This window comes from Spiroplasma endosymbiont of Asaphidion curtum, from assembly GCF_964031085.1.
GTDB lineage: Bacteria > Bacillota_I > Bacilli_A > Mycoplasmatales > Nriv7 > Nriv7.
Map to the genome: position 1 here is coordinate 989,923 of NZ_OZ035001.1, position 25,190 is coordinate 1,015,112.

Annotated in this window: 34 protein-coding genes and 2 pseudogenes; 24 read left to right on the forward strand and 12 right to left on the reverse strand. The window is 25.0% G+C overall.

Annotated elements, in window-relative coordinates; all coding sequences use genetic code 4:
* Positions 1–725: 725 nt before the first annotated feature.
* A pseudogene (locus tag AAHJ00_RS05895) lies at positions 726–1,398 on the reverse strand (IS5 family transposase); the annotation flags it as partial.
* Positions 1,399–1,579: 181 nt separating this feature from the next.
* On the reverse strand, positions 1,580–2,404 hold the full coding sequence (locus AAHJ00_RS05900) for an IS5 family transposase (protein WP_342223782.1): 825 nt from the start codon (positions 2,402–2,404) through the stop codon (positions 1,580–1,582).
* A 614-nt stretch (positions 2,405–3,018) separates the two neighbouring features.
* On the opposite strand from AAHJ00_RS05900, the gene AAHJ00_RS05905 reads away from it, so the two are divergent.
* The 11 genes from AAHJ00_RS05905 to AAHJ00_RS05955 all read left to right on the forward strand — a co-directional run bounded on the left by AAHJ00_RS05905 (position 3,019) and on the right by AAHJ00_RS05955 (position 10,046).
* On the forward strand, positions 3,019–4,323 hold the full coding sequence (locus tag AAHJ00_RS05905) for a hemolysin family protein (RefSeq protein ID WP_342223783.1): 1,305 nt from the start codon (positions 3,019–3,021) through the stop codon (positions 4,321–4,323).
* Positions 4,324–4,874: 551 nt separating this feature from the next.
* Positions 4,875–5,201, forward strand: coding sequence for a hypothetical protein (locus AAHJ00_RS05910; protein ID WP_342223529.1), 327 nt, complete (start codon positions 4,875–4,877; stop codon positions 5,199–5,201).
* Positions 5,202–5,203: 2 nt separating this feature from the next.
* Complete coding sequence (locus AAHJ00_RS05915; protein WP_342223528.1) at positions 5,204–5,425, forward strand: hypothetical protein; 222 nt, start codon at positions 5,204–5,206, stop codon at positions 5,423–5,425.
* Between the two features lie 164 nt (positions 5,426–5,589).
* Complete coding sequence (locus AAHJ00_RS05920; RefSeq protein ID WP_342223527.1) at positions 5,590–5,820, forward strand: hypothetical protein; 231 nt, start codon at positions 5,590–5,592, stop codon at positions 5,818–5,820.
* Positions 5,821–5,985: 165 nt separating this feature from the next.
* Positions 5,986–6,231 (forward strand): hypothetical protein, encoded by a 246-nt coding sequence (locus tag AAHJ00_RS05925; RefSeq protein WP_338967504.1) that lies wholly within the window; start codon positions 5,986–5,988, stop codon positions 6,229–6,231.
* Between the two features lie 24 nt (positions 6,232–6,255).
* Positions 6,256–7,242, forward strand: coding sequence for a hypothetical protein (locus AAHJ00_RS05930; protein ID WP_342223784.1), 987 nt, complete (start codon positions 6,256–6,258; stop codon positions 7,240–7,242).
* Positions 7,243–7,245: 3 nt separating this feature from the next.
* The gene (locus AAHJ00_RS05935) at positions 7,246–7,530 is read left to right on the forward strand and encodes a hypothetical protein (protein ID WP_342223522.1); all 285 of its coding nucleotides are present in this window, start codon (positions 7,246–7,248) and stop codon (positions 7,528–7,530) included.
* Between the two features lie 2 nt (positions 7,531–7,532).
* Entirely contained in the window at positions 7,533–7,781 is a 249-nt protein-coding gene (locus AAHJ00_RS05940; protein ID WP_339024332.1) for a hypothetical protein, read from the forward strand.
* Between the two features lie 232 nt (positions 7,782–8,013).
* Positions 8,014–8,397, forward strand: coding sequence for a hypothetical protein (locus tag AAHJ00_RS05945; protein WP_342223520.1), 384 nt, complete (start codon positions 8,014–8,016; stop codon positions 8,395–8,397).
* A gap of 15 nt (positions 8,398–8,412) precedes the next feature.
* Complete coding sequence (locus AAHJ00_RS05950) at positions 8,413–9,105, forward strand: hypothetical protein (RefSeq protein WP_342223785.1); 693 nt, start codon at positions 8,413–8,415, stop codon at positions 9,103–9,105.
* Positions 9,106–9,470: 365 nt separating this feature from the next.
* On the forward strand, positions 9,471–10,046 hold the full coding sequence (locus tag AAHJ00_RS05955) for a hypothetical protein (RefSeq protein ID WP_342223786.1): 576 nt from the start codon (positions 9,471–9,473) through the stop codon (positions 10,044–10,046).
* Here AAHJ00_RS05955 and AAHJ00_RS05960 read toward each other — a convergent pair.
* The gene (locus AAHJ00_RS05960; RefSeq protein WP_342223787.1) at positions 10,030–10,980 is read right to left on the reverse strand and encodes an IS30 family transposase; all 951 of its coding nucleotides are present in this window, start codon (positions 10,978–10,980) and stop codon (positions 10,030–10,032) included. The genes AAHJ00_RS05955 and AAHJ00_RS05960 overlap by 17 nt on opposite strands.
* Before the next feature lie 185 nt (positions 10,981–11,165).
* On the opposite strand from AAHJ00_RS05960, the gene AAHJ00_RS05965 reads away from it, so the two are divergent.
* The 11 genes from AAHJ00_RS05965 (at position 11,166) to AAHJ00_RS06015 (ending at position 17,658) form a co-directional block, all read left to right on the forward strand.
* On the forward strand, positions 11,166–11,672 hold the full coding sequence (locus AAHJ00_RS05965) for a hypothetical protein (protein WP_342223788.1): 507 nt from the start codon (positions 11,166–11,168) through the stop codon (positions 11,670–11,672).
* Positions 11,673–12,157: 485 nt separating this feature from the next.
* Positions 12,158–12,484, forward strand: coding sequence for a hypothetical protein (locus tag AAHJ00_RS05970; protein ID WP_342223529.1), 327 nt, complete (start codon positions 12,158–12,160; stop codon positions 12,482–12,484).
* Between the two features lie 2 nt (positions 12,485–12,486).
* On the forward strand, positions 12,487–12,708 hold the full coding sequence (locus tag AAHJ00_RS05975; protein ID WP_342223528.1) for a hypothetical protein: 222 nt from the start codon (positions 12,487–12,489) through the stop codon (positions 12,706–12,708).
* 164 nt (positions 12,709–12,872) lie between these two features.
* The gene (locus tag AAHJ00_RS05980) at positions 12,873–13,103 is read left to right on the forward strand and encodes a hypothetical protein (protein ID WP_342223527.1); all 231 of its coding nucleotides are present in this window, start codon (positions 12,873–12,875) and stop codon (positions 13,101–13,103) included.
* A 165-nt stretch (positions 13,104–13,268) separates the two neighbouring features.
* On the forward strand, positions 13,269–13,514 hold the full coding sequence (locus tag AAHJ00_RS05985) for a hypothetical protein (RefSeq protein ID WP_338967504.1): 246 nt from the start codon (positions 13,269–13,271) through the stop codon (positions 13,512–13,514).
* Between the two features lie 24 nt (positions 13,515–13,538).
* Positions 13,539–14,525, forward strand: a complete 987-nt coding sequence (locus tag AAHJ00_RS05990) for a hypothetical protein (protein WP_342223784.1) — start codon at positions 13,539–13,541, stop codon at positions 14,523–14,525.
* A gap of 3 nt (positions 14,526–14,528) precedes the next feature.
* Positions 14,529–14,813, forward strand: a complete 285-nt coding sequence (locus tag AAHJ00_RS05995; protein ID WP_342223522.1) for a hypothetical protein — start codon at positions 14,529–14,531, stop codon at positions 14,811–14,813.
* A gap of 2 nt (positions 14,814–14,815) precedes the next feature.
* Positions 14,816–15,064 carry a hypothetical protein gene (locus tag AAHJ00_RS06000; RefSeq protein ID WP_342223789.1) on the forward strand — a complete coding sequence of 83 codons (249 nt, stop codon included), beginning with the start codon at positions 14,816–14,818 and terminating at the stop codon, positions 15,062–15,064.
* A gap of 232 nt (positions 15,065–15,296) precedes the next feature.
* Positions 15,297–15,680, forward strand: a complete 384-nt coding sequence (locus AAHJ00_RS06005) for a hypothetical protein (protein ID WP_342223520.1) — start codon at positions 15,297–15,299, stop codon at positions 15,678–15,680.
* Between the two features lie 15 nt (positions 15,681–15,695).
* Positions 15,696–16,580: a hypothetical protein gene (locus tag AAHJ00_RS06010; protein WP_342223790.1), complete on the forward strand. Its 885-nt coding sequence runs from the start codon at positions 15,696–15,698 to the stop codon at positions 16,578–16,580.
* Between the two features lie 127 nt (positions 16,581–16,707).
* A complete protein-coding gene (locus tag AAHJ00_RS06015) occupies positions 16,708–17,658 on the forward strand; it encodes an IS30 family transposase (protein WP_342223478.1) in 951 nt (316 codons plus the stop codon).
* A gap of 167 nt (positions 17,659–17,825) precedes the next feature.
* Here AAHJ00_RS06015 and AAHJ00_RS06020 read toward each other — a convergent pair whose 3' ends face one another.
* Positions 17,826–19,238 (reverse strand): FAD-dependent oxidoreductase, encoded by a 1,413-nt coding sequence (locus tag AAHJ00_RS06020; protein ID WP_342223791.1) that lies wholly within the window; start codon positions 19,236–19,238, stop codon positions 17,826–17,828.
* Between the two features lie 225 nt (positions 19,239–19,463).
* On the opposite strand from AAHJ00_RS06020, the pseudogene AAHJ00_RS06025 reads away from it, so the two are divergent.
* Positions 19,464–20,282: pseudogene (locus tag AAHJ00_RS06025) on the forward strand (IS5 family transposase).
* Positions 20,283–20,384: 102 nt separating this feature from the next.
* Positions 20,385–20,498 carry a lipoprotein gene (locus AAHJ00_RS07995; protein ID WP_425288854.1) on the forward strand — a complete coding sequence of 38 codons (114 nt, stop codon included), beginning with the start codon at positions 20,385–20,387 and terminating at the stop codon, positions 20,496–20,498.
* Positions 20,499–20,636: 138 nt separating this feature from the next.
* Here AAHJ00_RS07995 and AAHJ00_RS06030 read toward each other — a convergent pair whose 3' ends face one another.
* From AAHJ00_RS06030 to AAHJ00_RS06070, 8 genes are all read right to left on the reverse strand, one after another.
* Positions 20,637–21,587 carry an IS30 family transposase gene (locus AAHJ00_RS06030; protein ID WP_342223478.1) on the reverse strand — a complete coding sequence of 317 codons (951 nt, stop codon included), beginning with the start codon at positions 21,585–21,587 and terminating at the stop codon, positions 20,637–20,639.
* A 329-nt stretch (positions 21,588–21,916) separates the two neighbouring features.
* Positions 21,917–22,324 (reverse strand): YrrC family ATP-dependent DNA helicase, encoded by a 408-nt coding sequence (locus AAHJ00_RS06040; RefSeq protein WP_342223792.1) that lies wholly within the window; start codon positions 22,322–22,324, stop codon positions 21,917–21,919.
* A 34-nt stretch (positions 22,325–22,358) separates the two neighbouring features.
* A complete protein-coding gene (locus tag AAHJ00_RS06045) occupies positions 22,359–22,835 on the reverse strand; it encodes a dual specificity protein phosphatase (RefSeq protein WP_342223793.1) in 477 nt (158 codons plus the stop codon).
* Positions 22,836–22,837: 2 nt separating this feature from the next.
* Positions 22,838–23,638 (reverse strand): hypothetical protein, encoded by an 801-nt coding sequence (locus AAHJ00_RS06050; RefSeq protein WP_342223794.1) that lies wholly within the window; start codon positions 23,636–23,638, stop codon positions 22,838–22,840.
* Positions 23,631–23,840 (reverse strand): hypothetical protein, encoded by a 210-nt coding sequence (locus AAHJ00_RS06055; RefSeq protein WP_342223795.1) that lies wholly within the window; start codon positions 23,838–23,840, stop codon positions 23,631–23,633. The genes AAHJ00_RS06050 and AAHJ00_RS06055 overlap by 8 nt, the downstream gene beginning before the upstream one ends.
* A 103-nt stretch (positions 23,841–23,943) precedes the next feature.
* Positions 23,944–24,207, reverse strand: coding sequence for a hypothetical protein (locus AAHJ00_RS06060; protein WP_342223796.1), 264 nt, complete (start codon positions 24,205–24,207; stop codon positions 23,944–23,946).
* Positions 24,194–24,355 carry a hypothetical protein gene (locus tag AAHJ00_RS06065; protein WP_342223797.1) on the reverse strand — a complete coding sequence of 54 codons (162 nt, stop codon included), beginning with the start codon at positions 24,353–24,355 and terminating at the stop codon, positions 24,194–24,196. Before AAHJ00_RS06065 ends, AAHJ00_RS06060 begins: the two co-directional genes overlap by 14 nt.
* Entirely contained in the window at positions 24,355–25,137 is a 783-nt protein-coding gene (locus AAHJ00_RS06070; protein ID WP_342223798.1) for a hypothetical protein, read from the reverse strand. Before AAHJ00_RS06070 ends, AAHJ00_RS06065 begins: the two co-directional genes overlap by 1 nt.
* Between the last annotated feature and the right edge of the window lie 53 nt (positions 25,138–25,190).

Sequence of the window (25,190 nt, forward strand, 5' to 3'; positions counted from 1 at the left end):
ATTTAAAATAGAAATTAATAACATTGTTTTAAAAGGAACAATTTTTTCGTTTGCTATTTATAATAAATTGCTTTATATTGGAACAACAGAAAAAAATGATGGATCGGGTAGTCTTTATAGTGTTGATCTTGAAAACAATAATAAAGTAACAGAAATTACTGGCATAAAAGGAGAAGTCTATAGATTAATTACCCAAAAAATAAACTTTATGTCGGAACAAGAACCGGAGATTACGAAAATTACCAAGGAAAACTTTACAGTGTTGATCTTGAAAACAATAATAAAGTAACAGAAATTGATAATATTTCAAATTTTAATGTTTATGGATTGGCAGCTATTGATGACTATATTTATATTGGAATGTCAAGTCTTGATAGTAATATTTTAGGGGCGCATAAAGTTTTGTTAGGTAGGAAAATGTTTAAATAATTTTGAAAGAAAAGCAATTAAAAATTTATTACCTTTTTACTTGAAAAATAAGTAATAAAACAAAATATTTAATATTAACAAACATATTCTTAATAAAAGGTTATAAAAACAACATTAGACTTCTTGCATTACTTATTAAAATAATTACAAATTATTTGTAAATAAAAAATACTATATAGTAATTTCTAACTTTTATTAGGTTAATACTTATGGATTTTATTAAATGTGTAAATTTTGACACAACAAAAAATTATTTTATTATTTAAATTTAATTTTAAATAAATATTTTATGTTATCTATAATTGCAAATTATAAATTGAAGCAATTAAATTAAATCTTAAACTAAATCGTTTTCTACGATTACGATATTTTTCAGTAATAATTTTAAATTTTTTAAGAATAGCAAAAATATTTTCAATAATAATTCTCATTTTTGAAATTAATTTATTATTATGTTTTTGTTCTTTATTTAAAGGGTTTTTCTTTGTTTTTTTCTTAGGTATTAGAACATTACTATGAATTTTTTGTATTCCTTGATAACCATTATCAACTATTAATTTAGTATTTTTTAAAATTGGGATTTTTGATTCTTTAAATAAACAAAAATCATGCTTTTTACCGAGAGAAAAATTTGTTGCAATAATTATTTTGCTTTCTTTTTCAATAATTACTTGTGTTTTAATAGTGTGTTTTTTCTTTTTTCCTGAATAAGATTGTTTTTGTCTTTTTTGGGCGTTGAATGGGTGTTTCTGTAGCATCAATAATAATTGTTTTATCATTAAAATAATCATTTATTAATGCTTTTTTACCAGCAAGTTGTTGAAAATCAGGATGTTTGATTAAAATATCTTCAATTCACTTGATATTTCGATAACAACTAGCTTCACTAATATCAAAACTTTTACCAAGATGAAAATAAGTACGATATTCTCGTCAATATGATAAAGTCATCAATAATCTATTTTCTAATAGACTTCTTGCATTACTTATTAAAATAATTACAAATTATTTGTAAATAAAAAATACTATATAGTAATTTCTAACTTTTATTAGGTTAATACTTATGGATTTTATTAAATGTGTAAATTTTGACACAACAAAAAATTATTTTATTATTTAAATTTAATTTTAAATAAATATTTTATGTTATCTATAATTGCAAATTATAAATTGAAGCAATTAAATTAAATCTTAAACTAAATCGTTTTCTACGATTACGATATTTTTCAGTAATAATTTTAAATTTTTTAAGAATAGCAAAAATATTTTCAATAATAATTCTCATTTTTGAAATTAATTTATTATTATGTTTTTGTTCTTTATTTAAAGGGTTTTTCTTTGTTTTTTTCTTAGGTATTAGAACATTACTATGAATTTTTTGTATTCCTTGATAACCATTATCAACTATTAATTTAGTATTTTTTAAAATTGGGATTTTTGATTCTTTAAATAAACAAAAATCATGCTTTTTACCGAGAGAAAAATTTGTTGCAATAATTATTTTGCTTTCTTTTTCAATAATTACTTGTGTTTTAATAGTGTGTTTTTTCTTTTTTTCCTGAATAAGATTGTTTTTGTCTTTTTTTGGGCGTTGAATGGGTGTTTCTGTAGCATCAATAATAATTGTTTTATCATTAAAATAATCATTTATTAATGCTTTTTTACCAGCAAGTTGTTGAAAATCAGGATGTTTGATTAAAATATCTTCAATTCACTTGATATTTCGATAACAACTAGCTTCACTAATATCAAAACTTTTACCAAGATGAAAATAAGTACGATATTCTCGTCAATATGATAAAGTCATCAATAATCTATTTTCTAATGATAATTTATTATTTTTACCACCTCTTTTAAACTTTTTTAACTCAGCTTCTTTTAAAATATTTAACATTTTATTAAAAGTACTTTGCTTTATTCCAGTTAATCGTAATAATTCTTTATCATTAATAAAATTAAATTTATCAAATTTCATAATCTTAAATTCCTTATAATTTCTATTTTAAATATATTTTATAGGAATTTTGTTTAATAAATAAGTAATGCAAGAAGTCTATTATCAAAATAGTAGATAAAATTGAGGGTTATGTACCAAGTCTTTTACAGTTTTCTTTTAATGTTAATGAGAATTATGAAAATAAAGGGTGTTGGGCAATAGTACCAGATATTGGTACAGTTGATTTAACAATTCCCAATGATGGCACAGCATATTCATTTTCATCAAAAAATAAGAAACCATGGAAGGTTCTTATTCCTCAAAAATGTTTTTTTGAAAATAAAATGAATAAAATTTATTATTCGCTGAATTATACTTGCACTTACAAGTATAATTCAGCTTATTAATAATTTTTATTGTGTAAAAATTCAATAATATGATAGAATGATGATGAATAAAAATGACAATAACAAGAAAGGTGTGTAGTTTAGTAATTAAATAATATAATTAGCTGATTGTTTTACTTCTTCAAAACAATACCTAAGAAAACTAAACGCGACCAATGTAAACAATTAGTTAATATCAATGGATTTTTATGTTATAATTATAATCCATATTTAAAGAAACTAACTTTTAGGAGGAATTAATAACTAGTGGAAATTGATGATTGGCTCATTTTTAATATAAGTTGACAAATTACATTATCTTGGTTAGCACCAACAATATTTATTTTATTATTTTTAAGTGCTTTTTTTTCAGCAATGGAAACAGCATTGACTTCAATTAATATTATTAGAATTAAAAATTTAGCAAAAACTAATAAAAAGCATACAAAAAAAACTAAAAGAGTATATCTTTTAGTTAAAGATTATAGTATTACGATTACAACGCTTTTAATTGCTAATAATTTAGTTAACATTGCTTTAGCGACATTTGTTACTTTCTTTTTTGATAATCAATTGGGTTTACCAACACATTGATCTTTAATAATATCAACAATGTTTTCTTTAGTAATTGTATTGTTATTTGGAGAAATTATTCCTAAAAATATTGCACGCTGAATTCCCGAAAAGTTAGCTATTAGTTGTTCTTGAGTGATTGTTGTGGTAAGATGATTTTTTTATCCATTAGCTTATATGTTTTCAAAAATTAAATTAAAATCAGAGCATCCTTCAACAACAGAAAGAGAACTATTAGAACTTGTAAAAACTATTGAAAATGAAGGCGTTTTGGAAAAACAAGAGCGTCATTTAATTACTTCAGCAATTATGTTTGATGAAAAAACTGTTAAAACGGCGATGCAGCCAAGAGATAAAACATTAACAATTAATTACAATAGTTCTATTAGTGATATTAAGACTTTATATCGGCAAAAGAAGTTTACTAGAGTACCAGTAATAAATCCTAATACTAAAGTTGTTAAGGGAATTCTTAATGTTAAAGATATTATTATTAATACCCTTGATGATGAATCATTAACGATACCATCGCTTTTATTAAAACCGTTATTTTTGTCTAAAAATACCAAATTAAGTGTTGCCTTAGAAAAAATGCAAAAGAATAAGATGCATTTAGCAATTGTAACAAGTAGTAAAACTAAAAAAGATTTTATTGGTATTATTACAATGGAGGATTTAATTGAGGAATTAGTTGGCGAAATTTATGATGAGCATGATACAACAGGAAAAATTTATGAAATTGGGCATCATAAATTTCAAGTAGTAGGAACAATTAAGTTAAAAAAGTTATTTCAAACTTTAAATGAATCAATACCAGTAACAAATGCTAAGACATTAAATGAATGATATCGTGAAATTAGCGGTGAAGCAAAAATTACTAAGAAAAGTCCAGAATTTCAATATAATAACTATATTTTCCGAATTATTAAAGTAAGAAATTCTTATGCTTCGTTTGAAATTGAAGTATTAACAAATAATAAAACTGAAAATTGAGAATAATTAATTGGTCGCTTGTTATTAATTAATAACAAGGGAGTTTCTTCTGGACACATAAAGTTTTGTTAGGTAGGAAAAGATTTGAATAAGTATTAAGACAGTCAGCAATGATTGTCTTTTTATTTTATAAGGTGTTAAAAATTTGTTCTTTGAAAATTAAATACAAGTGAATTAATAATGTTGGTATGTATTAAAGCACGATAAATTGTGGGTGGTCGCCATAACCAAAAGAAGTTTACCAGTTAATAGATAACATCCTATTAGCTATAGCAATTTGTTTCGTTTTGCAATAAAAAAATGAATGGGTGGATTTCCTAAAAATATACACGCTATTAAATTAGTTTCAAGGGTAGGATGCGGATGTTAAAGTGTAGAAATTTCTATATAGGGGTATGCTAAGTTTAAAATTATTAAAATCTTTATCTAATTAAAAAACAAAATTTAATAACAAAGCTTGTTAAACACTTAAATCTGCGATATATAAGTGTTTAAAAAACTAAGTTAACTAACTTAGTTAATATAACTTAGTTTATCTATAAGAAAGGTAACTTACTATGAAAAACATTGAAAACATTTTCTTAAATACTAAGAAATATCTTTTAAAAGAAACACAAAACGCAATGCTTATTAAAGCACCAAAAATTCCGTGATTTAATGAACAAATCTGTATTTGGTTTCCAAAGCGATTTGTTTATAAAGGAAAATATGAAAATTCGATTTGTATTGGAATAATAAAAGATAGTAAATATCAAGTAATTTCAATTAATCAACAAGAGCAAGAAACCAAGTTAATTAAAGGACAAGAATTATTAGGCTTCTTCATTGCCGAAAAAGAAAACAACAAAAAAGATATAAATTATAACTATTTTAAAGGAGCTTAAAAATGAATATTGCAATTGGACTAATATTTATTATTATCAGCATCATGCTATTGGCATATTTTGCTTATAAAATTTATGCCAAAATAAAAATGCGAATTAAATATAAAAATGCCATTAAAAATAATACTGGTAATTTCACAAAAGACGAAAAAGTGTTTATTGCTCGCTTTGAAGAATGAGTTAAAACCCCTAATTCAAAAGAAAATAATGCGGATAAAAAATAATGTTTTGAGAAATTATTATGGAATTTTTAAAACTGTTTGTTCCGATAGAAAAAATGCTTGCACAAGTTGCGTTTATTGCCGGATTAATTATTATCATTACTTTTCTTTTCGCATTAATTTCAATTATATATTTACCAATAAAAATGATTTTTGGGAGATAAAAAATGACAATAAACTTAAAAGAATTTGATTGAGAACAAATCAAACAAACTTTCTGAGATTTATTTATTCAAATTACAACTATTCCGGCTCATATTAGTTGTGGTAAAGAAATTGATTTAACTCAAGAAACACTTTGACTTTTAATAGCAAACATTGCTTTTTGATTCTTAACAGCGATTATGGTGTGATTTATTCTAATGCTACTTTGAAAAACCATATCAGTATTTAGATAGGGAAAAAATTAATGTCAAGAAGTTACATTCTGATGCATTCCCAAAGAAATTCAAAATTAATTAGGAAAAAATATAATCGTGTTAAGGTTAATCGTGGTTTTAACAAATTTAAGAAAAACTTTATATAATGATGAATGTTTTAAAAAGAAAGGGGGTGATGATTATATGATTGGAACTTTCTTGGCCGATGCACCTGCAACAGTAGAAAAAATAACAGCTAGTGACGCGATGACTAAATTATGAAATGCAATTATAACGGCTTTTACTAAAATGTGAGAAATTATTGCTGTTAATATGCCACAAGTCGGTAACTTCTTTGCTGACTACTGAATATTCATTTTTCCATTTATTTTGGCAATATTCTTTATTTGCTTTAAAATGTTTGAAAAATTACTTGGAGCGGTACGCTAACAAAAAAATAAAGTGAGGTGCAAGATGAAATTTTGCAAATGAATAATAGAAAAAAATAACCATTTTATTGAATTGAATCGCACCTCATTTTTAATTTTATGACATTGCGGAGCAATTTGATATATTTACAACGGTTATTTTAAAAACATTGTAAGCTATTTATTTTTAGCAGGTTGTATTTTAATTTTTCTTTTTAAAATCGGTAATTTAACACAAATTAACAAAGTTATTAATTTCTTAAAAAATTCACCATTAAATATTGTGATTGGTTCATTAGGAACTGGAAAAACTGCTTTTCTAGTATATGCATCAAAATTACTAAAAAAGAAGAAATATCACATCGCATCAACCTTTCCATTACTAGAAACCCAAAAATTAAGTTTAGGGCATATGGGATTATTAGACTTTGATTATCCGGTATTGCCAGACAAAACCTTACTGTTATGAGATGAAACCAATTTATTTTTAGAAGGAACTGATTGAGAAAAAAATAATACCAAAAACGAAGAAACCGGTATCCAAGAATATTTTGCCTTAGCACGCCATTTCGGTCATATTGTTCTCGCTAGCGGTCAGAGAGATAAACATATTTGAGTTAAAGTTCGTGATATTGCCAATAATGTGATTGTGGGAATTCGTAAAAAACCTGTTAATATTTTTCGCCCCTACTTAAAAGTCATCTATGGCACCTTTACTAGTATTGAAGAATATGAACGCTGACGAAATACCTTAATTGATGCGAAAAATAGCAAAAAAGGTCGCCGTATTAAATATCGTGATATTCCTGAACTTGATATTTATTTTTTTAAACTAAAAATTCCTCTACCAATACTTAACACTTACAATTCTTTTTACCTAGCATTTTTAAGAGATTACTTAAATTCAAAAGTTAATCCTGACTATGAAGATAAATATTATACTGACACGGCAATTGATTTAGAAGACTTAGAATACTTAAAAATGGATAAATTCAGCAAATTTTTAAGAAAAATGAAAGAAAAGGAACAATAAAAAATGGAAAATCTTGCAAAAATGGCCGACTTTCTCGCCCAAATGCTTTATAAAGTTTTTGATTTAATTTGAAGTCTTGAAGTACCGGGAACAAATATTCAACTAATATTTCCTCTATTCTTAACGCTTGCTGTAGAATTTCTTATGGCAATTATTCTTGGATTTGGTAGTCAACAAGTTAATTTAGAAAAACAACGCCAGTATGCTGTTAAAAATAAGGGGCGTTTAAGTGCGTGAGGAAAAACTAAAAAACAAATAAAACCAATAAAAATAAAACAAGGTAACTAACGATGTTTAAACTAATTATTATTTTTATCTTAATAACTGTTCTTGGATTATTGGCTGGTAATCATTTTGAAACTTTAACAAACTATATTAGCGAAGGCCTTGCGAATTTCCAAAAGTTTATTACTAGTAATTTAACAATTTTAGAACTATTTAAACCAATGGCTCGGACATTTTCACAACATCCAATCTTCACCATTCTTGGCGTTACTTGTGTACTGATTGCCTTATTTATTGTGATTAAAGGTAGATAAAAAAATGGAAAAATGAACTAAAAAACAAGAATTAGAAATAGAAAATGACAAATTAAAAATTGTTAATGTCATATTAGAAAATAGTGTTAATACTCTTAAATACATAATAATGGAAAAAAATAAATAAATTTTAGAACTAGAAAAGCGAAATAGTGTTCATATAGATGAGAAATCAGAACTAGTTATTGAAAATGAAAAATTAAAAATTTTTAAACACGAAAGGAAAACTAAAATGAAAAAAATTTTAGGCAAATTATTTAAAAAAGATAATTCAAAAGAAAAAACGCCATTAAGATTAAGGATTAAAAATTCTTTTAAAAAGCAGTGGTTAAAAGTATCATTAAGTATCATTTTCATCTTTATAAGCTTATTAATTTGTGCATTAACAGTAATCGATACTAAATGAATAACCGGAACAAGTGACGAATTTAACAATTTTATGAATGAAGAGATGGTTAAATTCTTTGGCAAGTTCAATAGTGGTATTATGCTAGCAGGAATATTTGTTTTTTGATGAGGCGGAGCAATATATTTTGCAATTAAATTTGAAAAATTAATCCGCTTTATTATTCAAAAAATTAAAGAAAAAAGAACAATGAAAAATAAAATATTTTAAAAAGGAGTGATAAAAATGTTTATGAAAATATTTACCGTGCTAACTATTAGTTTCAATAACATTTTTACTATTCCCCAAAATATTAACAATGATAAAACAACAGTAAATTCACTAATTAGAAACAAAAGACAAAATAATAAAGTTTATGATTTTGAAATTAGAAACTTAGAAAAAATAAGATTTTTAACAGAAAGGCAAGACCATGACCTTTTAAAAGTTGAGATAAGAACAGAAGATAATATAAATGCAAATATAGATAAACAATTACCAAATTTAAAAAATGTAAAAATTTTTAGTTTAGAGTTTAATGCAGAGCTTGTAAATAACAGAATTAAACAAAAAGATTTTCAAAAAATAACAAATACTTATGGAACAAAAATAGATACTTCGGGTTTAAATTTTTATACCTGAATGATTAGTGTACCCAATAAAACAATAAGAATTAAAACACAAGGAACAGAATTACTAACTTTTGAGCATGGTAGTACCAACAATTATAGATTAAATAATACAAATGATTTTAATATAGAAATTGAAAAAGACAGTACCGACATTGATTTACCAATAACAACTACTAAATTTGATGGTAACCACAAATACAATGATGTTATTGATAACCTTGATTATTTAATGATTCATCGCGGTGATTTTGACAAATTTATTCTTATCTTTATTGAACACCAGTATTTAATTTCATTGACACTTTAGAAAAAGGTTACTATAAAGAATTCACCATTAAAAATCATGGTTTTAAAGACGAGAGCTATTTTTATCACAAGACTTCAACTATTTTACCAAACTCAGAAATAATCGACCCTACAAATGCAACCAAAATTGAAGTTATCAAAAAAATTAAAAAAAGACTTAATGAAACAATTAACAATCTTACTGGCGTAAATAATGCAATTGAAGGCATCGACTATAATACAGAAATTAAAGATAACGACAACAATTACTTAGATGATAGTGCTACTTTTGATTTAACAACAGATAATGTTGCTGACAGAACATTTACCGTTAAATTCGCTGCAATTGAAACGAGTACACAATTGCAAGGAACAAATACGATTAAAATGGTCATTCCGAAACAAGAGGATACCAACGATAATGTCCTTAAAATTAAGGTATTTAACAAAACTCTAATTGCTGGAAATAATTATTTACAATTATTACACGGTGAAACTGAAATCTGAAAATATGACACTGAAAATGCTAACGATTATTACCTAATTAAGTACCTTTTTGGAACATTGAATTATCTTAATGTTAAATTTAGTTTTCTACGCTATGACCCTGAATTAAGGAACGATATTTACCTTTATTTTAAAAACAACATTCTTGGTATTAACAATAATGATTACAAAAATATCTTTGACGAAATTTATGAAATCCTTGGTAATTTCTTTGCCAGTTTATTTTATGCTACTTTTGATATGGACGAAAAAACTTATACCGAAATTGATTTTAAAGGAGTAGATGATTACAACAAAAATTACTTTATTCAAATCGGTTTCTTTTATCGCTCGTTAATTACTTTTTATCCCAAAAAATACTTAGTAAATATTATAGGAAACTCAGAATTATTACTAAGAAGTTATTTCTTTACTTGCCAAATTGTAAAGTTAAGTGCAACTAAATTATTTTTCTAACCAAATATTCGATTGGTGAAAGATAATTTAGTATTTTTCTTGGTCTTTGGTTTAAAGACAATATAAATTTATGAACTGCATTTTTAGTAGTATTTGAAAAATTAAATTTTTTAGGAAATTTTTCTCTAATTAAACCATTAGTATTTTCATTAGTACCTCTTTGTCAAGGCGAATACGCATTAGCAAAATAAATTTTCACATTTAAATTTTTTTCAAGTTGTTGTCAATTAGAAAATTCTTTACCCCTATCAAATGTTATAGTCTTAACAAGATTATTTGGAAGAATTGATAAATAATGGCTAATGTTTTCGTTAACAACTTTAGTAGTTCTATTTTCAACTAACATTGCTAAAGTAAATCTTGATGTTCTTTCAACTAAAGTTATTAAACATGATTTACTTTTACCTCGTGATGATACTACAGTATCACCTTCTCAATGACCAACAGTTATACGATTATTAACATTAATATTTCGTTCTTTAATTGATTTACCATTAAATTTACCGCGATTTTCTTGAGATTTTCGTTTCTTACCTTTTCTTCTTAAATTTTTATTAGTAACTTTTTCAAGTAATCCAGAATAAATTCAATTGTAAATTGTTTTAAAACTAATAATTCATTCTTTATGAAAATTTTTAATTCTGCCATAAATTTGTTCAGGCGATCAACCTAATAGTAATTTTTGTTGTACATATTTTATTAATTCTCTATTTTTAAACTTATGAAAATAAACATGTGATTGTTTTCTGTTTTCTGCTTTATTTTGTGCAATTAATGAAAAATAATGATTACTATCTTTATTTCTATTGACTTCTCGAATAATAGTACTAATACTTCGATTAAGATTTTTAGCTATTTCACTAATTTTTACTTTAAACTTCAATTGATTCTCAATATAAATTCTTTCATATATGCCAAGATGTTTGTAACCCATATAAAAACTCCTTGCTTTGTTTTTTCTAAAATAAACTTAGCATCATGAAATTTTTATATGAGATTTTTTGCAATTTTATTTACTTGCACTTACAAGTATAATTCAGCACTTTTGATAAAAAAACGCACCAAGAGAATTATAATGCCATTAAAAATAAAAATAGTATCTACCAAATTGACTTTAATGTGCTTAAATCCTACGACAATAAACTTATTACCTTGCCAATCAACAATACTGCTAACAGCATTAATTATCTCAATACCGATATTGATATTTGCTACGGTATTAATATTTTTACGCTGACTTTCCCGCTTTATCACAAGGATAACACCTATAATTACAATTTTAAAATTTATGACTTTAATGTCTTAAATTCCACGGCCTTTATTCCTGACGGTTCAACCAACTCAGAATGGGATGACCTAATTCCACCACCAAATTGCAAATATTCCGGGCGGTGAATACCAACCTTTAACGATATTGGTTGTGCTATTCAAAATGCTGGTATTAAAATGCTAAACTGAATACTAACAGCTTCACAAATAATTACCATTTTACGGCCGTTAGCAATCATTGCAAAAGCAACAGTTAATTTTTCAACTGCTATTTTTCCAGTTTTTAAAACAGTACCAGCTTTTTATTATACCTTTCAATTTCTAATTGGTTTTGCCGGACGCATAAAGTTTTGTTAGGTAGGAAAAGATTTGAATAAGTATTAAGACAGTCAGCAATGATTGTCTTTTTATTTTATAAGGTGTTAAAAATTTGTTCTTTGAAAATTAAATACAAGTGAATTAATAATGTTGGTATGTATTAAAGCACGATAAATTGTGGGTGGTCGCCATAACCAAAAGAAGTTTACCAGTTAATAGATAACATCCTATTAGCTATAGCAATTTGTTTCGTTTTGCAATAAAAAAATGAATGGGTGGATTTCCTAAAAATATACACGCTATTAAATTAGTTCCAAGGGTAGGATGCGGATGTTAAAGTGTAGAAATTTCTATATAGGGGTATGCTAAGTTTAAAATTATTAAAATTTTTATCTAATTAAAAAACAAAATTTAATAACAAAGCTTGTTAAACACTTAAATCTGCGATATATAAGTGTTTAAAAAACTAAGTTAACTAACTTAGTTAATATAACTTAGTTTATCTATAAGAAAGGTAACTTACTATGAAAAACATTGAAAACATTTTCTTAAATACTAAGAAATATCTTTTAAAAGAAACACAAAACGCAATGCTTATTAAAGCACCAAAAATTCCGTGATTTAATGAACAAATCTGTATTTGGTTTCCAAAGCGATTTGTTTATAAAGGAAAATATGAAAATTCGATTTGTATTGGAATAATAAAAGATAGTAAATATCAAGTAATTTCAATTAATCAACAAGAGCAAGAAACCAAGTTAATTAAAGGACAAGAATTATTAGGCTTCTTCATTGCCGAAAAAGAAAACAACAAAAAAGATATAAATTATAACTATTTTAAAGGAGCTTAAAAATGAATATTGCAATTGGACTAATATTTATTATTATCAGCATCATGCTATTGGCATATTTTGCTTATAAAATTTATGCCAAAATAAAAATGCGAATTAAATATAAAAATGCCATTAAAAATAATACTGGTAATTTCACAAAAGACGAAAAAGTGTTTATTGCTCGCTTTGAAGAATGAGTTAAAACCCCTAATTCAAAAGAAAATAATGCGGATAAAAAATAATGTTTTGAGAAATTATTATGGAATTTTTAAAACTGTTTGTTCCGATAGAAAAAATGCCTGCACAAGTTGCGTTTATTGCCGGATTAATTATTATCATTACTTTTCTTTTCGCATTAATTTCAATTATATATTTACCAATAAAAATGATTTTTGGGAGATAAAAAATGACAATAAACTTAAAAGAATTTGATTGAGAACAAATCAAACAAACTTTCTGAGATTTATTTATTCAAATTACAACTATTCCGGCTCATATTAGTTGTGGTAAAGAAATTGATTTAACTCAAGAAACACTTTGACTTTTAATAGCAAACATTGCTTTTTGATTCTTAACAGCGATTATGGTGTGATTTATTCTAATGCTACTTTGAAAAACCATATCAGTATTTAGATAGGGAAAAAATTAATGTCAAGAAGTTACATTCTGATGCATTCCCAAAGAAATTCAAAATTAATTAGGAAAAAATATAATCGTGTTAAGGTTAATCGTGGTTTTAACAAATTTAAGAAAAACTTTATATAATGATGAATGTTTTAAAAAGAAAGGGGGTGATGATTATATGATTGGAACTTTCTTGGCCGATGCACCTGCAACAGTAGAAAAAATAACAGCTAGTGACGCGATGACTAAATTATGAAATGCAATTATAACGGCTTTTACTAAAATGTGAGAAATTATTGCTGTTAATATGCCACAAGTCGGTAACTTCTTTGCTGACTACTGAATATTCATTTTTCCATTTATTTTGGCAATATTCTTTATTTGCTTTAAAATGTTTGAAAAATTACTTGGAGCGGTACGCTAACAAAAAAATAAAGTGAGGTGCAAGATGAAATTTTGCAAATGAATAATAGAAAAAAATAACCATTTTATTGAATTGAATCGCACCTCATTTTTAATTTTATGACATTGCGGAGCAATTTGATATATTTACAACGGTTATTTTAAAAACATTGTAAGCTATTTATTTTTAGCAGGTTGTATTTTAATTTTTCTTTTTAAAATCGGTAATTTAACACAAATTAACAAAGTTATTAATTTCTTAAAAAATTCACCATTAAATATTGTGATTGGTTCATTAGGAACTGGAAAAACTGCTTTTCTAGTATATGCATCAAAATTACTAAAAAAGAAGAAATATCACATCGCATCAACCTTTCCATTACTAGAAACCCAAAAATTAAGTTTAGGGCATATGGGATTATTAGACTTTGATTATCCGGTATTGCCAGACAAAACCTTACTGTTATGAGATGAAACCAATTTATTTTTAGAAGGAACTGATTGAGAAAAAAATAATACCAAAAACGAAGAAACCGGTATCCAAGAATATTTTGCCTTAGCACGCCATTTCGGTCATATTGTTCTCGCTAGCGGTCAGAGAGATAAACATATTTGAGTTAAAGTTCGTGATATTGCCAATAATGTGATTGTGGGAATTCGTAAAAAACCTGTTAATATTTTTCGCCCCTACTTAAAAGTCATCTATGGCACCTTTACTAGTATTGAAGAATATGAACGCTGACGAAACACCTTAATTGATGCGAAAAATAGCAAAAAAGGTCGCCGTATTAAATATCGTGATATTCCTGAACTTGATATTTATTTTTTTAAACTAAAAATTCCTCTACCAATACTTAACACTTACAATTCTTTTTACCTAGCATTTTTAAGAGATTACTTAAATTCAAAAGTTAATCCTGACTATGAAGATAAATATTATACTGACACGGCAATTGATTTAGAAGACTTAGAATACTTAAAAATGGATAAATTCAGCAAATTTTTAAGAAAAATGAAAGAAAAGGAACAATAAAAAATGGAAAATCTTGCAAAAATGGCCGACTTTCTCGCCCAAATGCTTTATAAAGTTTTTGATTTAATTTGAAGTCTTGAAGTACCGGGAACAAATATTCAACTAATATTTCCTCTATTCTTAACGCTTGCTGTAGAATTTCTTATGGCAATTATTCTTGGATTTGGTAGTCAACAAGTTAATTTAGAAAAACAACGCCAGTATGCTGTTAAAAATAAGGGGCGTTTAAGTGCGTGAGGAAAAACTAAAAAACAAATAAAACCAATAAAAATAAAACAAGGTAACTAACGATGTTTAAACTAATTATTATTTTTATCTTAATAACTGTTCTTGGATTATTGGCTGGTAGTCATTTTGAAACTTTAACAAACTATATTAGCGAAGGCCTTGCGAATTTCCAAAAGTTTATTATTAGTAATTTAACAATTTTAGAACTATTTAAACCAATGGCTCGGACATTTTCACAACATCCAATCTTCACCATTCTTGGCGTTACTTGTGTACTGATTGCCTTATTTATTGTGATTAAAGGTAGATAAAAAAATGGAAAAATGAACTAAAAAACAAGAATTAGAAATAGAAAATGACAAATTAAAAATTGTTAATGTCATATTAGAAAATAGTGTTAATACTCTTAAATACATAATAATGGAAAAAAATAAATAAATTTTAGAACTAGAAAAGCGAAATAGTGTTCATATAGATGAGAAATCAGAACTAGTTATTGAAAATGAAAAATTAAAAATTTTTAAACACGAAAGGAAAACTAAAATGAAAAAAATTTTAGGCAAATTATTTAAAAAAGATAATTCAAAAGAAAAAACGCCATTAAGATTAAGGATTAAAAATTCTTTTAAAAAGCAGTGGTTAAAAGTATCATTAAGTATCATTTTCATCTTTATAAGCTTATTAATTTGTGCATTAACAGTAATCGATACTAAATGAATAACCGGAACAAGTGACGAATTTAACAATTTTATGAATGAAGAGATGGTTAAATTCTTTGGCAAGTTCAATAGTGGTATTATGCTAGCAGGAATATTTGTTTTTTGATGAGGCGGAGCAATATATTTTGCAATTAAATTTGAAAAATTAATCCGCTTTATTATTCAAAAAATTAAAGAAAAAAGAACAATGAAAAATAAAATATTTTAAAAAGGAGTGATAAAAATGTTTATGAAAATATTTACCGTGCTAACTATTAGTTTCAATAACATTTTTACTATTCCCCAAAATATTAACAATGATAAAACAACAGTAAATTCACTAATTAGAAACAAAAGACAAAATAATAAAGTTTATGATTTTGAAATTAGAAACTTAGAAAAAATAAGATTTTTAACAGAAAGGCAAGACCATGACCTTTTAAAAGTTGAGATAAGAACAGAAGATAATATAAATGCAAATATAGATAAACAATTACCAAATTTAAAAAATGTAAAAATTTTTAGTTTAGAGTTTAATGCAGAGCTTGTAAATAACAGAATTAAACAAAAAGACTTTCAAAAAATAACAAATACTTATGGAACAAAAATAGATACTTCGGGTTTAAATTTTTATACCTGAATGATTAGTGTACCCAATAAAACAATAAGAATTAAAACACAAGGAACAGAATTACTAACTTTTGAGCATGGTAGTACCAACAATTATAGATTAAATAATACAAATGATTTTAATATAGAAATTGAAAAAGACAGTACCAACATTGATTTACCAATAACAACTACTAAATTTGATGGTAACCACAAATACAATGATGTTATTGATAACCTTGATTATTTAATGATTCATCGCGGTGATTTTGACAAATTTAATTATTCTTATCTTTATTGAACACCAGTATTTAATTTCATTGACACTTTAGAAAAAGGTTACTATAAAGAATTCACCATTAAAAATCATGGTTTTAAAGACGAGAGCTATTTTTATCACAAGACTTCAACTATTTTACCAAACTCAGAAATAATCGACCCTACAAATGCAACCAAAATTGAAGTTATCAAAAAAATTAAAAAAAGACTTAATAGACTTCTTGCATTACTTATTTATTAAACAAAATTCCTATAAAATATGCTGAATTATACTTGTAAGTGCAAGTAAATAAAATTGCAAAAAATCTCATATAAAAATTTCATGATGCTAAGTTTATTTTAGAAAAAACAAAGCAAGGAGTTTTTATATGGGTTACAAACATCTTGGCATATATGAAAGAATTTATATTGAGAATCAATTGAAGTTTAAAGTAAAAATTAGTGAAATAGCTAAAAATCTTAATCGAAGTATTAGTACTATTATTCGAGAAGTCAATAGAAATAAAGATAGTAATCATTATTTTTCATTAATTGCACAAAATAAAGCAGAAAACAGAAAACAATCACATGTTTATTTTCATAAGTTTAAAAATAGAGAATTAGTAAAATATGTACAACAAAAATTACTATTAGGTTGATCGCCTGAACAAATTTATGGCAGAATTAAAAATTTTCATAAAGAATGAATTATTAGTTTTAAAACAATTTACAATTGAATTTATTCTGGATTACTTGAAAAAGTTACTAATAAAAATTTAAGAAGAAAAGGTAAGAAACGAAAATCTCAAGAAAATCGCGGTAAATTTAATGGTAAATCAATTAAAGAACGAAATATTAATGTTAATAATCGTATAACTGTTGGTCATTGAGAAGGTGATACTGTAGTATCATCACGAGGTAAAAGTAAATCATGTTTAATAACTTTAGTTGAAAGAACATCAAGATTTACTTTAGCAATGTTAGTTGAAAATAGAACTACTAAAGTTGTTAACGAAAACATTAGCCATTATTTATCAATTCTTCCAAATAATCTTGTTAAGACTATAACATTTGATAGGGGTAAAGAATTTTCTAATTGACAACAACTTGAAAAAAATTTAAATGTGAAAATTTATTTTGCTAATGCGTATTCGCCTTGACAAAGAGGTACTAATGAAAATACTAATGGTTTAATTAGAGAAAAATTTCCTAAAAAATTTAATTTTTCAAATACTACTAAAAATGCAGTTCATAAATTTATATTGTCTTTAAACCAAAGACCAAGAAAAATACTAAATTATCTTTCACCAATCGAATATTTGGTTAGAAAAATAATTTAGTTGCACTTAACTTTACAATTTGGCACATTTAAATAATTCCTTTCTTAAATTATTAAATCAATAATTTCCGAAGCAATAAAATTAACTCCAAAAATTTCTTCAAAAGCTAAATTAAAATAAGGATTTTTATTATTATTTTCAATATAAATCATAACTAGAATTTATTCTTAACTATTATTATTTTCATCAATTGATTGATGAAAATAATTCATCCCTAATGCTTTTAAACCCGCTAAAGTTACAAAATTATATGGTTTATTAAAATGCGGTAAAAAGAAAATATCTACTAACGGTAACTCATCAATCGTTAAACCTTTCATAATTGCTAAAGAAAACATATAAATAACTTCCGTATGATTTGCTTTTGAAGCAATTTGTGCCCCAATAATTTTTCTAGATGCTTTTTCTCAAACAATTTTAATTTTTACCTTAACATGCGGTTCTAAAAATTCAGGACGATCATTATCTTCAAAAAATACTGTTTCAACATCCATCTGACTCATTTTTGCCACTGTTTCGCTAACACCAACACCAGCCATTTTTCATCCAAATACTGAAATCGCATTCGCAGCTTGAAATCCTGGACTTGTTAATGAATTATCTCTAACGATATTAAAAGCAGTCACTAAACCCGTTCGTAACGCAGTTGTTGCTAATGCAATATTAGCATTTGCTTTTGTAGCATTATTATGAACCGCAACGCAATCACCAATGGCATAAATATCAGGGTCACTAGTTTGAAAATAACTATTAGTTTTAATCGCTCCCCTTGCTCCTAATTCAACAACATCTTTTAAAATCTTTGTTTCGGTATTAAAACCTACGGCTCAAAGTACCATATCAACAGCATATTCATTTTTATCAGTAATTACTTTAGTAACAATACCATTTTCTTTAATAAACTCTTTAACACCTTCACCAGTACGAATAATAACACCTGCTTTTTCCATACTTTGTTGAACAGGTGTTGTAAACTCTTCATCATAATATCGTGACATAATCTGATCTTCAATATCAATTAAAGTTACCTTTTTATTATTATGACTAAAAGCTTCAACTAATTCAATCCCAATATATCCAGCACCAACAACAACAACATTTTTAATTGCTGAATTATCAATTATTGCTTTAATTTGTTTTGCATGTTGAAATAATTTAACAATATTAACACCAGCACTAACAGTACCATCATCATTTTTAAGACCTGGAACTGAAGGAATAATTGGTCAAGTACCAACACCAATAACTAACTTATCATAAGTGTCAAAAAACTCTTCATTTGTTTCTAAGTTTTTAATTAAAACTTTCTTGTCTTTAATATTAACAGCCAAAAGTTCATGTTTCATATGAACTTCAATGCCTTCTGATTGTAATAATTCTGGCGTTGCATAAAACAGACCATCGGATTTACTAATCTCACCACCAACTCATAAAGCAATTCCACACCCTAAAAAAGAAATATTGTCATTGCGATCATATGCTACAATTTTAATATCCTTTTTATCTTGTTTACTTAAATGACTTAAGGTTCTAACTAAGGTAGTTCCTGAATGGTTAATACCAATAGCAATAACTTTCATCGTCTTTTGACTCCTTCTATAATTTTATTTGTTTCTAAGTTTCTAGTTATTTTTCATGATAATTATTAAAATAAGAAAAAACTCAATTTACACAGTAATTATATACGAATTTTTGACTATTATTCAATTATTACCACAGAATAAATAAATTTTTCAAAAGACTTGGTACATAACCCTCAATTTTATCTACTATTTTGATAATATTATTTTCTAGATGAAGCACAAATATTAGATAAATACAAAGACGAAAATGAATTTTATAGTCTAATCGGCATAAAATATAAAACTTTCATGAAAATGGTAGAAATTTTAAAAAAAGCTGAAGCTAAACAAAAACAAATTGGTGGTAGACCAAATAAATTATCAATAGAGCAAAGATTACTTATGACTTTAGAATACTGAAAAGAATATAGTACATATCGTATTATTGCAAAAAAATATAATATTAGTCATGTTAGTTGTATTCGTAATATCTTTTGAGTTGAAAATACTCTAATAAAAAATAGTCACTTTCATATACCTGGCAAAAAGTAATTATTGGAAAATAAGGGTACTAATAATAATTTATTAGCAAATTGATGCTACAGAAATTCCAATTGAAAGAATTAAAAAAAACTAAAATTATTATTTTCTGGTAAGAAAAGGCAACATTCATTAAAATCGCAAATAATTATTGATTTATTTAACAATAAAATTATTTCAGTAGATTTTTGTTATGGCAGTATTCATGATTATAAGTTATTTTTAAAATCAAATACACTTATAAATCCAAAATTAGAATTAATTGCTGATTCAGGATATCAAGGTTTGCAAAATGTTCATAAAAATACATTATTACCAATTAAAAAGAGTAAAAATAATCCTTTAAATCCAGATAAAAAGGAATATAATAGCTTTTTAAGTAAAGTTAGAATTGCCATTGAACATGTTTTTGCTAGATTAAAAAGATTTAAAATACTAGTTTATCGTTATCGCAATAAGATTAGAAGATTTGGATTACGATTTAACTTAATTTCAGGAATATATAATTTTGAATTAAGCTAGTTATAGTTATGTACCAAGTCTTATTTAGTTTATGGAAACAATATAAATTGTTTCCATTTTTAATTAAATTAACAAACTTTATAAAAAATAGAAAGGATATATATGAAAAAGATATTAAATCTTTTGGGAACAATCACTTTAATTGGAACGAGCACAACCAATTTAATTACTTGTAAAAAAATAACAATTCAAAATATAGACAAATTATTTTATTAAAAGTTTTTGTAATGTTTGAAATGGGGTTTTAGTGTTTAAAGATGAATGACAGCGTTTAAAATTATAAAAGTAATAATATTCATTAGACTTGGTACATAACCCTCAATTTTATCTGCCAAATTGTAAAGTTAAGTGCAACTAAATTATTTTTCTAACCAAATATTCGATTGGTGAAAGATAATTTAGTATTTTTCTTGGTCTTTGGTTTAAAGACAATATAAATTTATGAACTGCATTTTTAGTAGTATTTGAAAAATTAAATTTTTTAGGAAATTTTTCTCTAATTAAACCATTAGTATTTTCATTAGTACCTCTTTGTCAAGGCGAATACGCATTAGCAAAATAAATTTTCACATTTAAATTTTTTTCAAGTTGTTGTCAATTAGAAAATTCTTTACCCCTATCAAATGTTATAGTCTTAACAAGATTATTTGGAAGAATTGATAAATAATGGCTAATGTTTTCGTTAACAACTTTAGTAGTTCTATTTTCAACTAACATTGCTAAAGTAAATCTTGATGTTCTTTCAACTAAAGTTATTAAACATGATTTACTTTTACCTCGTGATGATACTACAGTATCACCTTCTCAATGACCAACAGTTATACGATTATTAACATTAATATTTCGTTCTTTAATTGATTTACCATTAAATTTACCGCGATTTTCTTGAGATTTTCGTTTCTTACCTTTTCTTCTTAAATTTTTATTAGTAACTTTTTCAAGTAATCCAGAATAAATTCAATTGTAAATTGTTTTAAAACTAATAATTCATTCTTTATGAAAATTTTTAATTCTGCCATAAATTTGTTCAGGCGATCAACCTAATAGTAATTTTTGTTGTACATATTTTACTAATTCTCTATTTTTAAACTTATGAAAATAAACATGTGATTGTTTTCTGTTTTCTGCTTTATTTTGTGCAATTAATGAAAAATAATGATTACTATCTTTATTTCTATTGACTTCTCGAATAATAGTACTAATACTTCGATTAAGATTTTTAGCTATTTCACTAATTTTTACTTTAAACTTCAATTGATTCTCAATATAAATTCTTTCATATATGCCAAGATGTTTGTAACCCATATAAAAACTCCTTGCTTTGTTTTTTCTAAAATAAACTTAGCATCATGAAATTTTTATATGAGATTTTTTGCAATTTTATTTACTTGCACTTACAAGTATAATTCAGCATTATTACTGAAAAATATCGTAATCGTAGAAAACGATTTAGTTTAAGATTTAATTTAATTGCTTCAATTTATAATTTGCAATTATAGATAACATAAAATATTTATTTAAAATTAAATTTAAATAATAAAATAATTTTTTGTTGTGTCAAAATTTACACATTTAATAAAATCCATAAGTATTAACCTAATAAAAGTTAGAAATTACTATATAGTATTTTTTATTTACAAATAATTTGTAATTATTTTAATAAGTAATGCAAGAAGTCTATTAAATAAAATTTTATCATCACAATAAATCTTATTTAAAACATCATCTTGTAAACAATCAATAATCTTTTGAGCTGTAGTTTTACCAATTGTTGGAAATAATGGTGATGACAAATACTTCACTAAGTATTCATTGTTTTCAATAATTACTGTTTCATATTGTTCAACTTGAAATTGCTTACCATACTTTGGATGACTAACAAATTGTCCTTGTAATTCATATAACTGCTCGGGTTGTAAATTAAATAAATAACCTTTAACAAAAATATAACGATTAATACTATCATGTAACAAAAACTTACAAATTATAAAACCATTAGTTTCAAAAACAATTGTTTTTAAATAGCCTTTAATTTTTTCCATTATGTTCTGTTCTCCTTAATTACTAAAAAAGATTTTAGTTATTTTTTAAATCATTATAAGGAAACTCATGATTTAAATAATGTCAATAAGCGGGATTTGGATTAGCACGAGAATAATTTTTTTTAAATTGTTTTCAAGAACTATGAAAGTTATCATGTGATAAATGGTTATTAATAACTAAATAAATAAAGACCAATGAAGCACTACGATTAACCCCTCAAACACAATGAACAAAAACATTTTCTTCAACTTTAAGATGTTCATCAATAAAATTTAAACCTGCTTTTAAAACCTTTTTGTCTAAGGTACCAATTTCTGGATAATCTAACAAATTTAAATATAATTCTTTTTTATCATCGCTTAAATAAACTTGTTCTGATTGGTCATCAAGATTAGGGATTTTTTGAGCAAAAAAATCACTAGCAGCACTAACGATAAATTCACAAAATGCTGGTTTTGACTGATAATCTCCTAGATATAAATAATTAATAATTTTACGATAATTTTTCATTTTTATCTCCTTTTTCTTTTATGTTTCATATCATAACGATAATTAAAAATATACACATAAAATCATACTAAAAATAATAATAAAATAGTAAAAATAATCATAAAGAAAATAAAAGTAAATACACCATCAAAATTAATAAAAGAAACTTCTTGATTATATGAAAGAAATGGATAATTATAAATCTTAATCCAATCAATCTTACCATTACTAGTAAATAAATTTGGGTGTTTATTATGATCTAATAAGCACAAAGCGCCCCGAACTAAAATAAACATTAAATAAATTAAGGGATATAAAATAATAATTCATAACTTTCAACGAAAAAAATTTCTTGAATAGATTATATCTTCATAACTAATAATAACAATGTAAATAATTAACAGTAAAGGAATAATACCATTTTGAAAAGCAATAATAATCCAATGTCAACCTTTAATAGTATACGGTGTAGATATTAATACTCATGGAAAAATAATTATTCAATAAACTAATAAAGTAAATGATGCATAAACAGAAAAAGCAATTTTAGCCGTTGGTTTAGTTCACCTTGTTAATCCTTCATTACGATAAAAGACTAACGCATTAACAAAATATGCTAAAATCAAAATATTTACTTGTACCACAAAAAAACTTAAATAATTAGCGCTCCCACCATTAGCTGGGGCTTCATCAAAAGCTGTTCCTTGATAATCAAATAAAGCTATTAAATAACCAATTACCAAAACAATAATACATAAACTAATAGCAATAACTTTATATACTGTTCTTCAAGTTAATAAACCCAAAATATAATGTTTAACCATTATCTTCAATTCTCCCTTTATTAATAATTTCATCAACTAATTTTGATGTTATTTTTGCCAACTTTCGACTAATATTGTCTAAACTCTTATTAAACTGATTAATATTTTTTAATTGATGATAAACATTATCCGAAACTGCTTTTAAAACTAAGATGGGGCATTGTTGTAAATATGCTACTTGACAAATAGCTGCACATTCCATATCAACAATTGTTACTGTTTTACCAATATTTTGTTGAATTACTTGTGCTTGACTTGTGCTTGTGGCACACTATTAATAAAACTATCACCAGTAGCAAGATTAGTTATCATAATATTATTATTCTTACTAAATTTTTTCAAGGCTCATAAATACAATTATATGCTTGTGGTAATTTTGGTAATTGTCCATATTTATAATCAAATGCTGTTAAATCAACATCATAATAAAAGACTTGTTGAACTAAAAATAATGAACTAATTTTTATTTCTTCATTAATAGCCCCAACACTACCAATATTAATTAATAAATCTAAATTATAATTTTGTAATAAATGATAAGTATTAATAGCACTATTAACTTTTTCCAATACCACTCTCAGTAATAATAATTTGATGTTCAAGATAATTTCATACGACTAAATTCTCGCTAATATCTGTTTTTTTAGCAATTTTACTTAATTCTTTATTTAAAATTGCTAACTCTTGGCTCATTGCCGCTATAATTCCAATTATCATTATCTGCGCACCATTTTAGAATGACAATATTGTCTTTTTTCAAAAATAACATTATTTAATGAAATGAATAAATAAGTTAACCCAGTAATTAATATAAATATAAATAAAAATGTTACTGTAATTGTTGCAATACCATAAGTATAATGATGATAATTTAAAAATCAATAAGGATATTCTAAATCAAAACTTTCTAATGGAAATTTTTCATAAAGACTATTAATAAATGAATTTTGATGACGAAGTTCACCTCGTACCATTATAAATAAAAAATAAAAAAATGGATAAATATAAACTTTATATAAAGATTGACGATTAAATCTTCGTAAATCATAATGAAATTTACCTGACATTCAAAAAAAATAAATAAGCATTCCTATCGGAATAATAAAATGTAAAAATATTGTAAAAATTCAACCTTTAAGGTCATATATAGTTTTATTAACAATTCCTGGTAATAAACCAGCCGTAAAAACTATTGAAGTTACAGTAATATATACCGTAACAAATAAACGAATCAAAAAGGAATGGATATCTAGTTTTTGATAAGTAAAATGAAAATATGCTACAAAATAAAAATAAATAATAACAATAATATTAGTTTGTTGCGTAAAAAAAGAAATAAAAATTGTTCCTTTATCAGTATATAATAAATCATATTTTGCTAAATAAGAATGGAAAAATAAATAATCAATAAAATCTCAAATTAAAACAATCGTACCAACAACTGCAAAAACTAATGTATAAAAACCTTTAACTGAAAAACTACGACTAATTTTTTTCATTTTTATTCTCCTTACAATTAATTATATAATTAGCTATCATAATTTAGACTTGG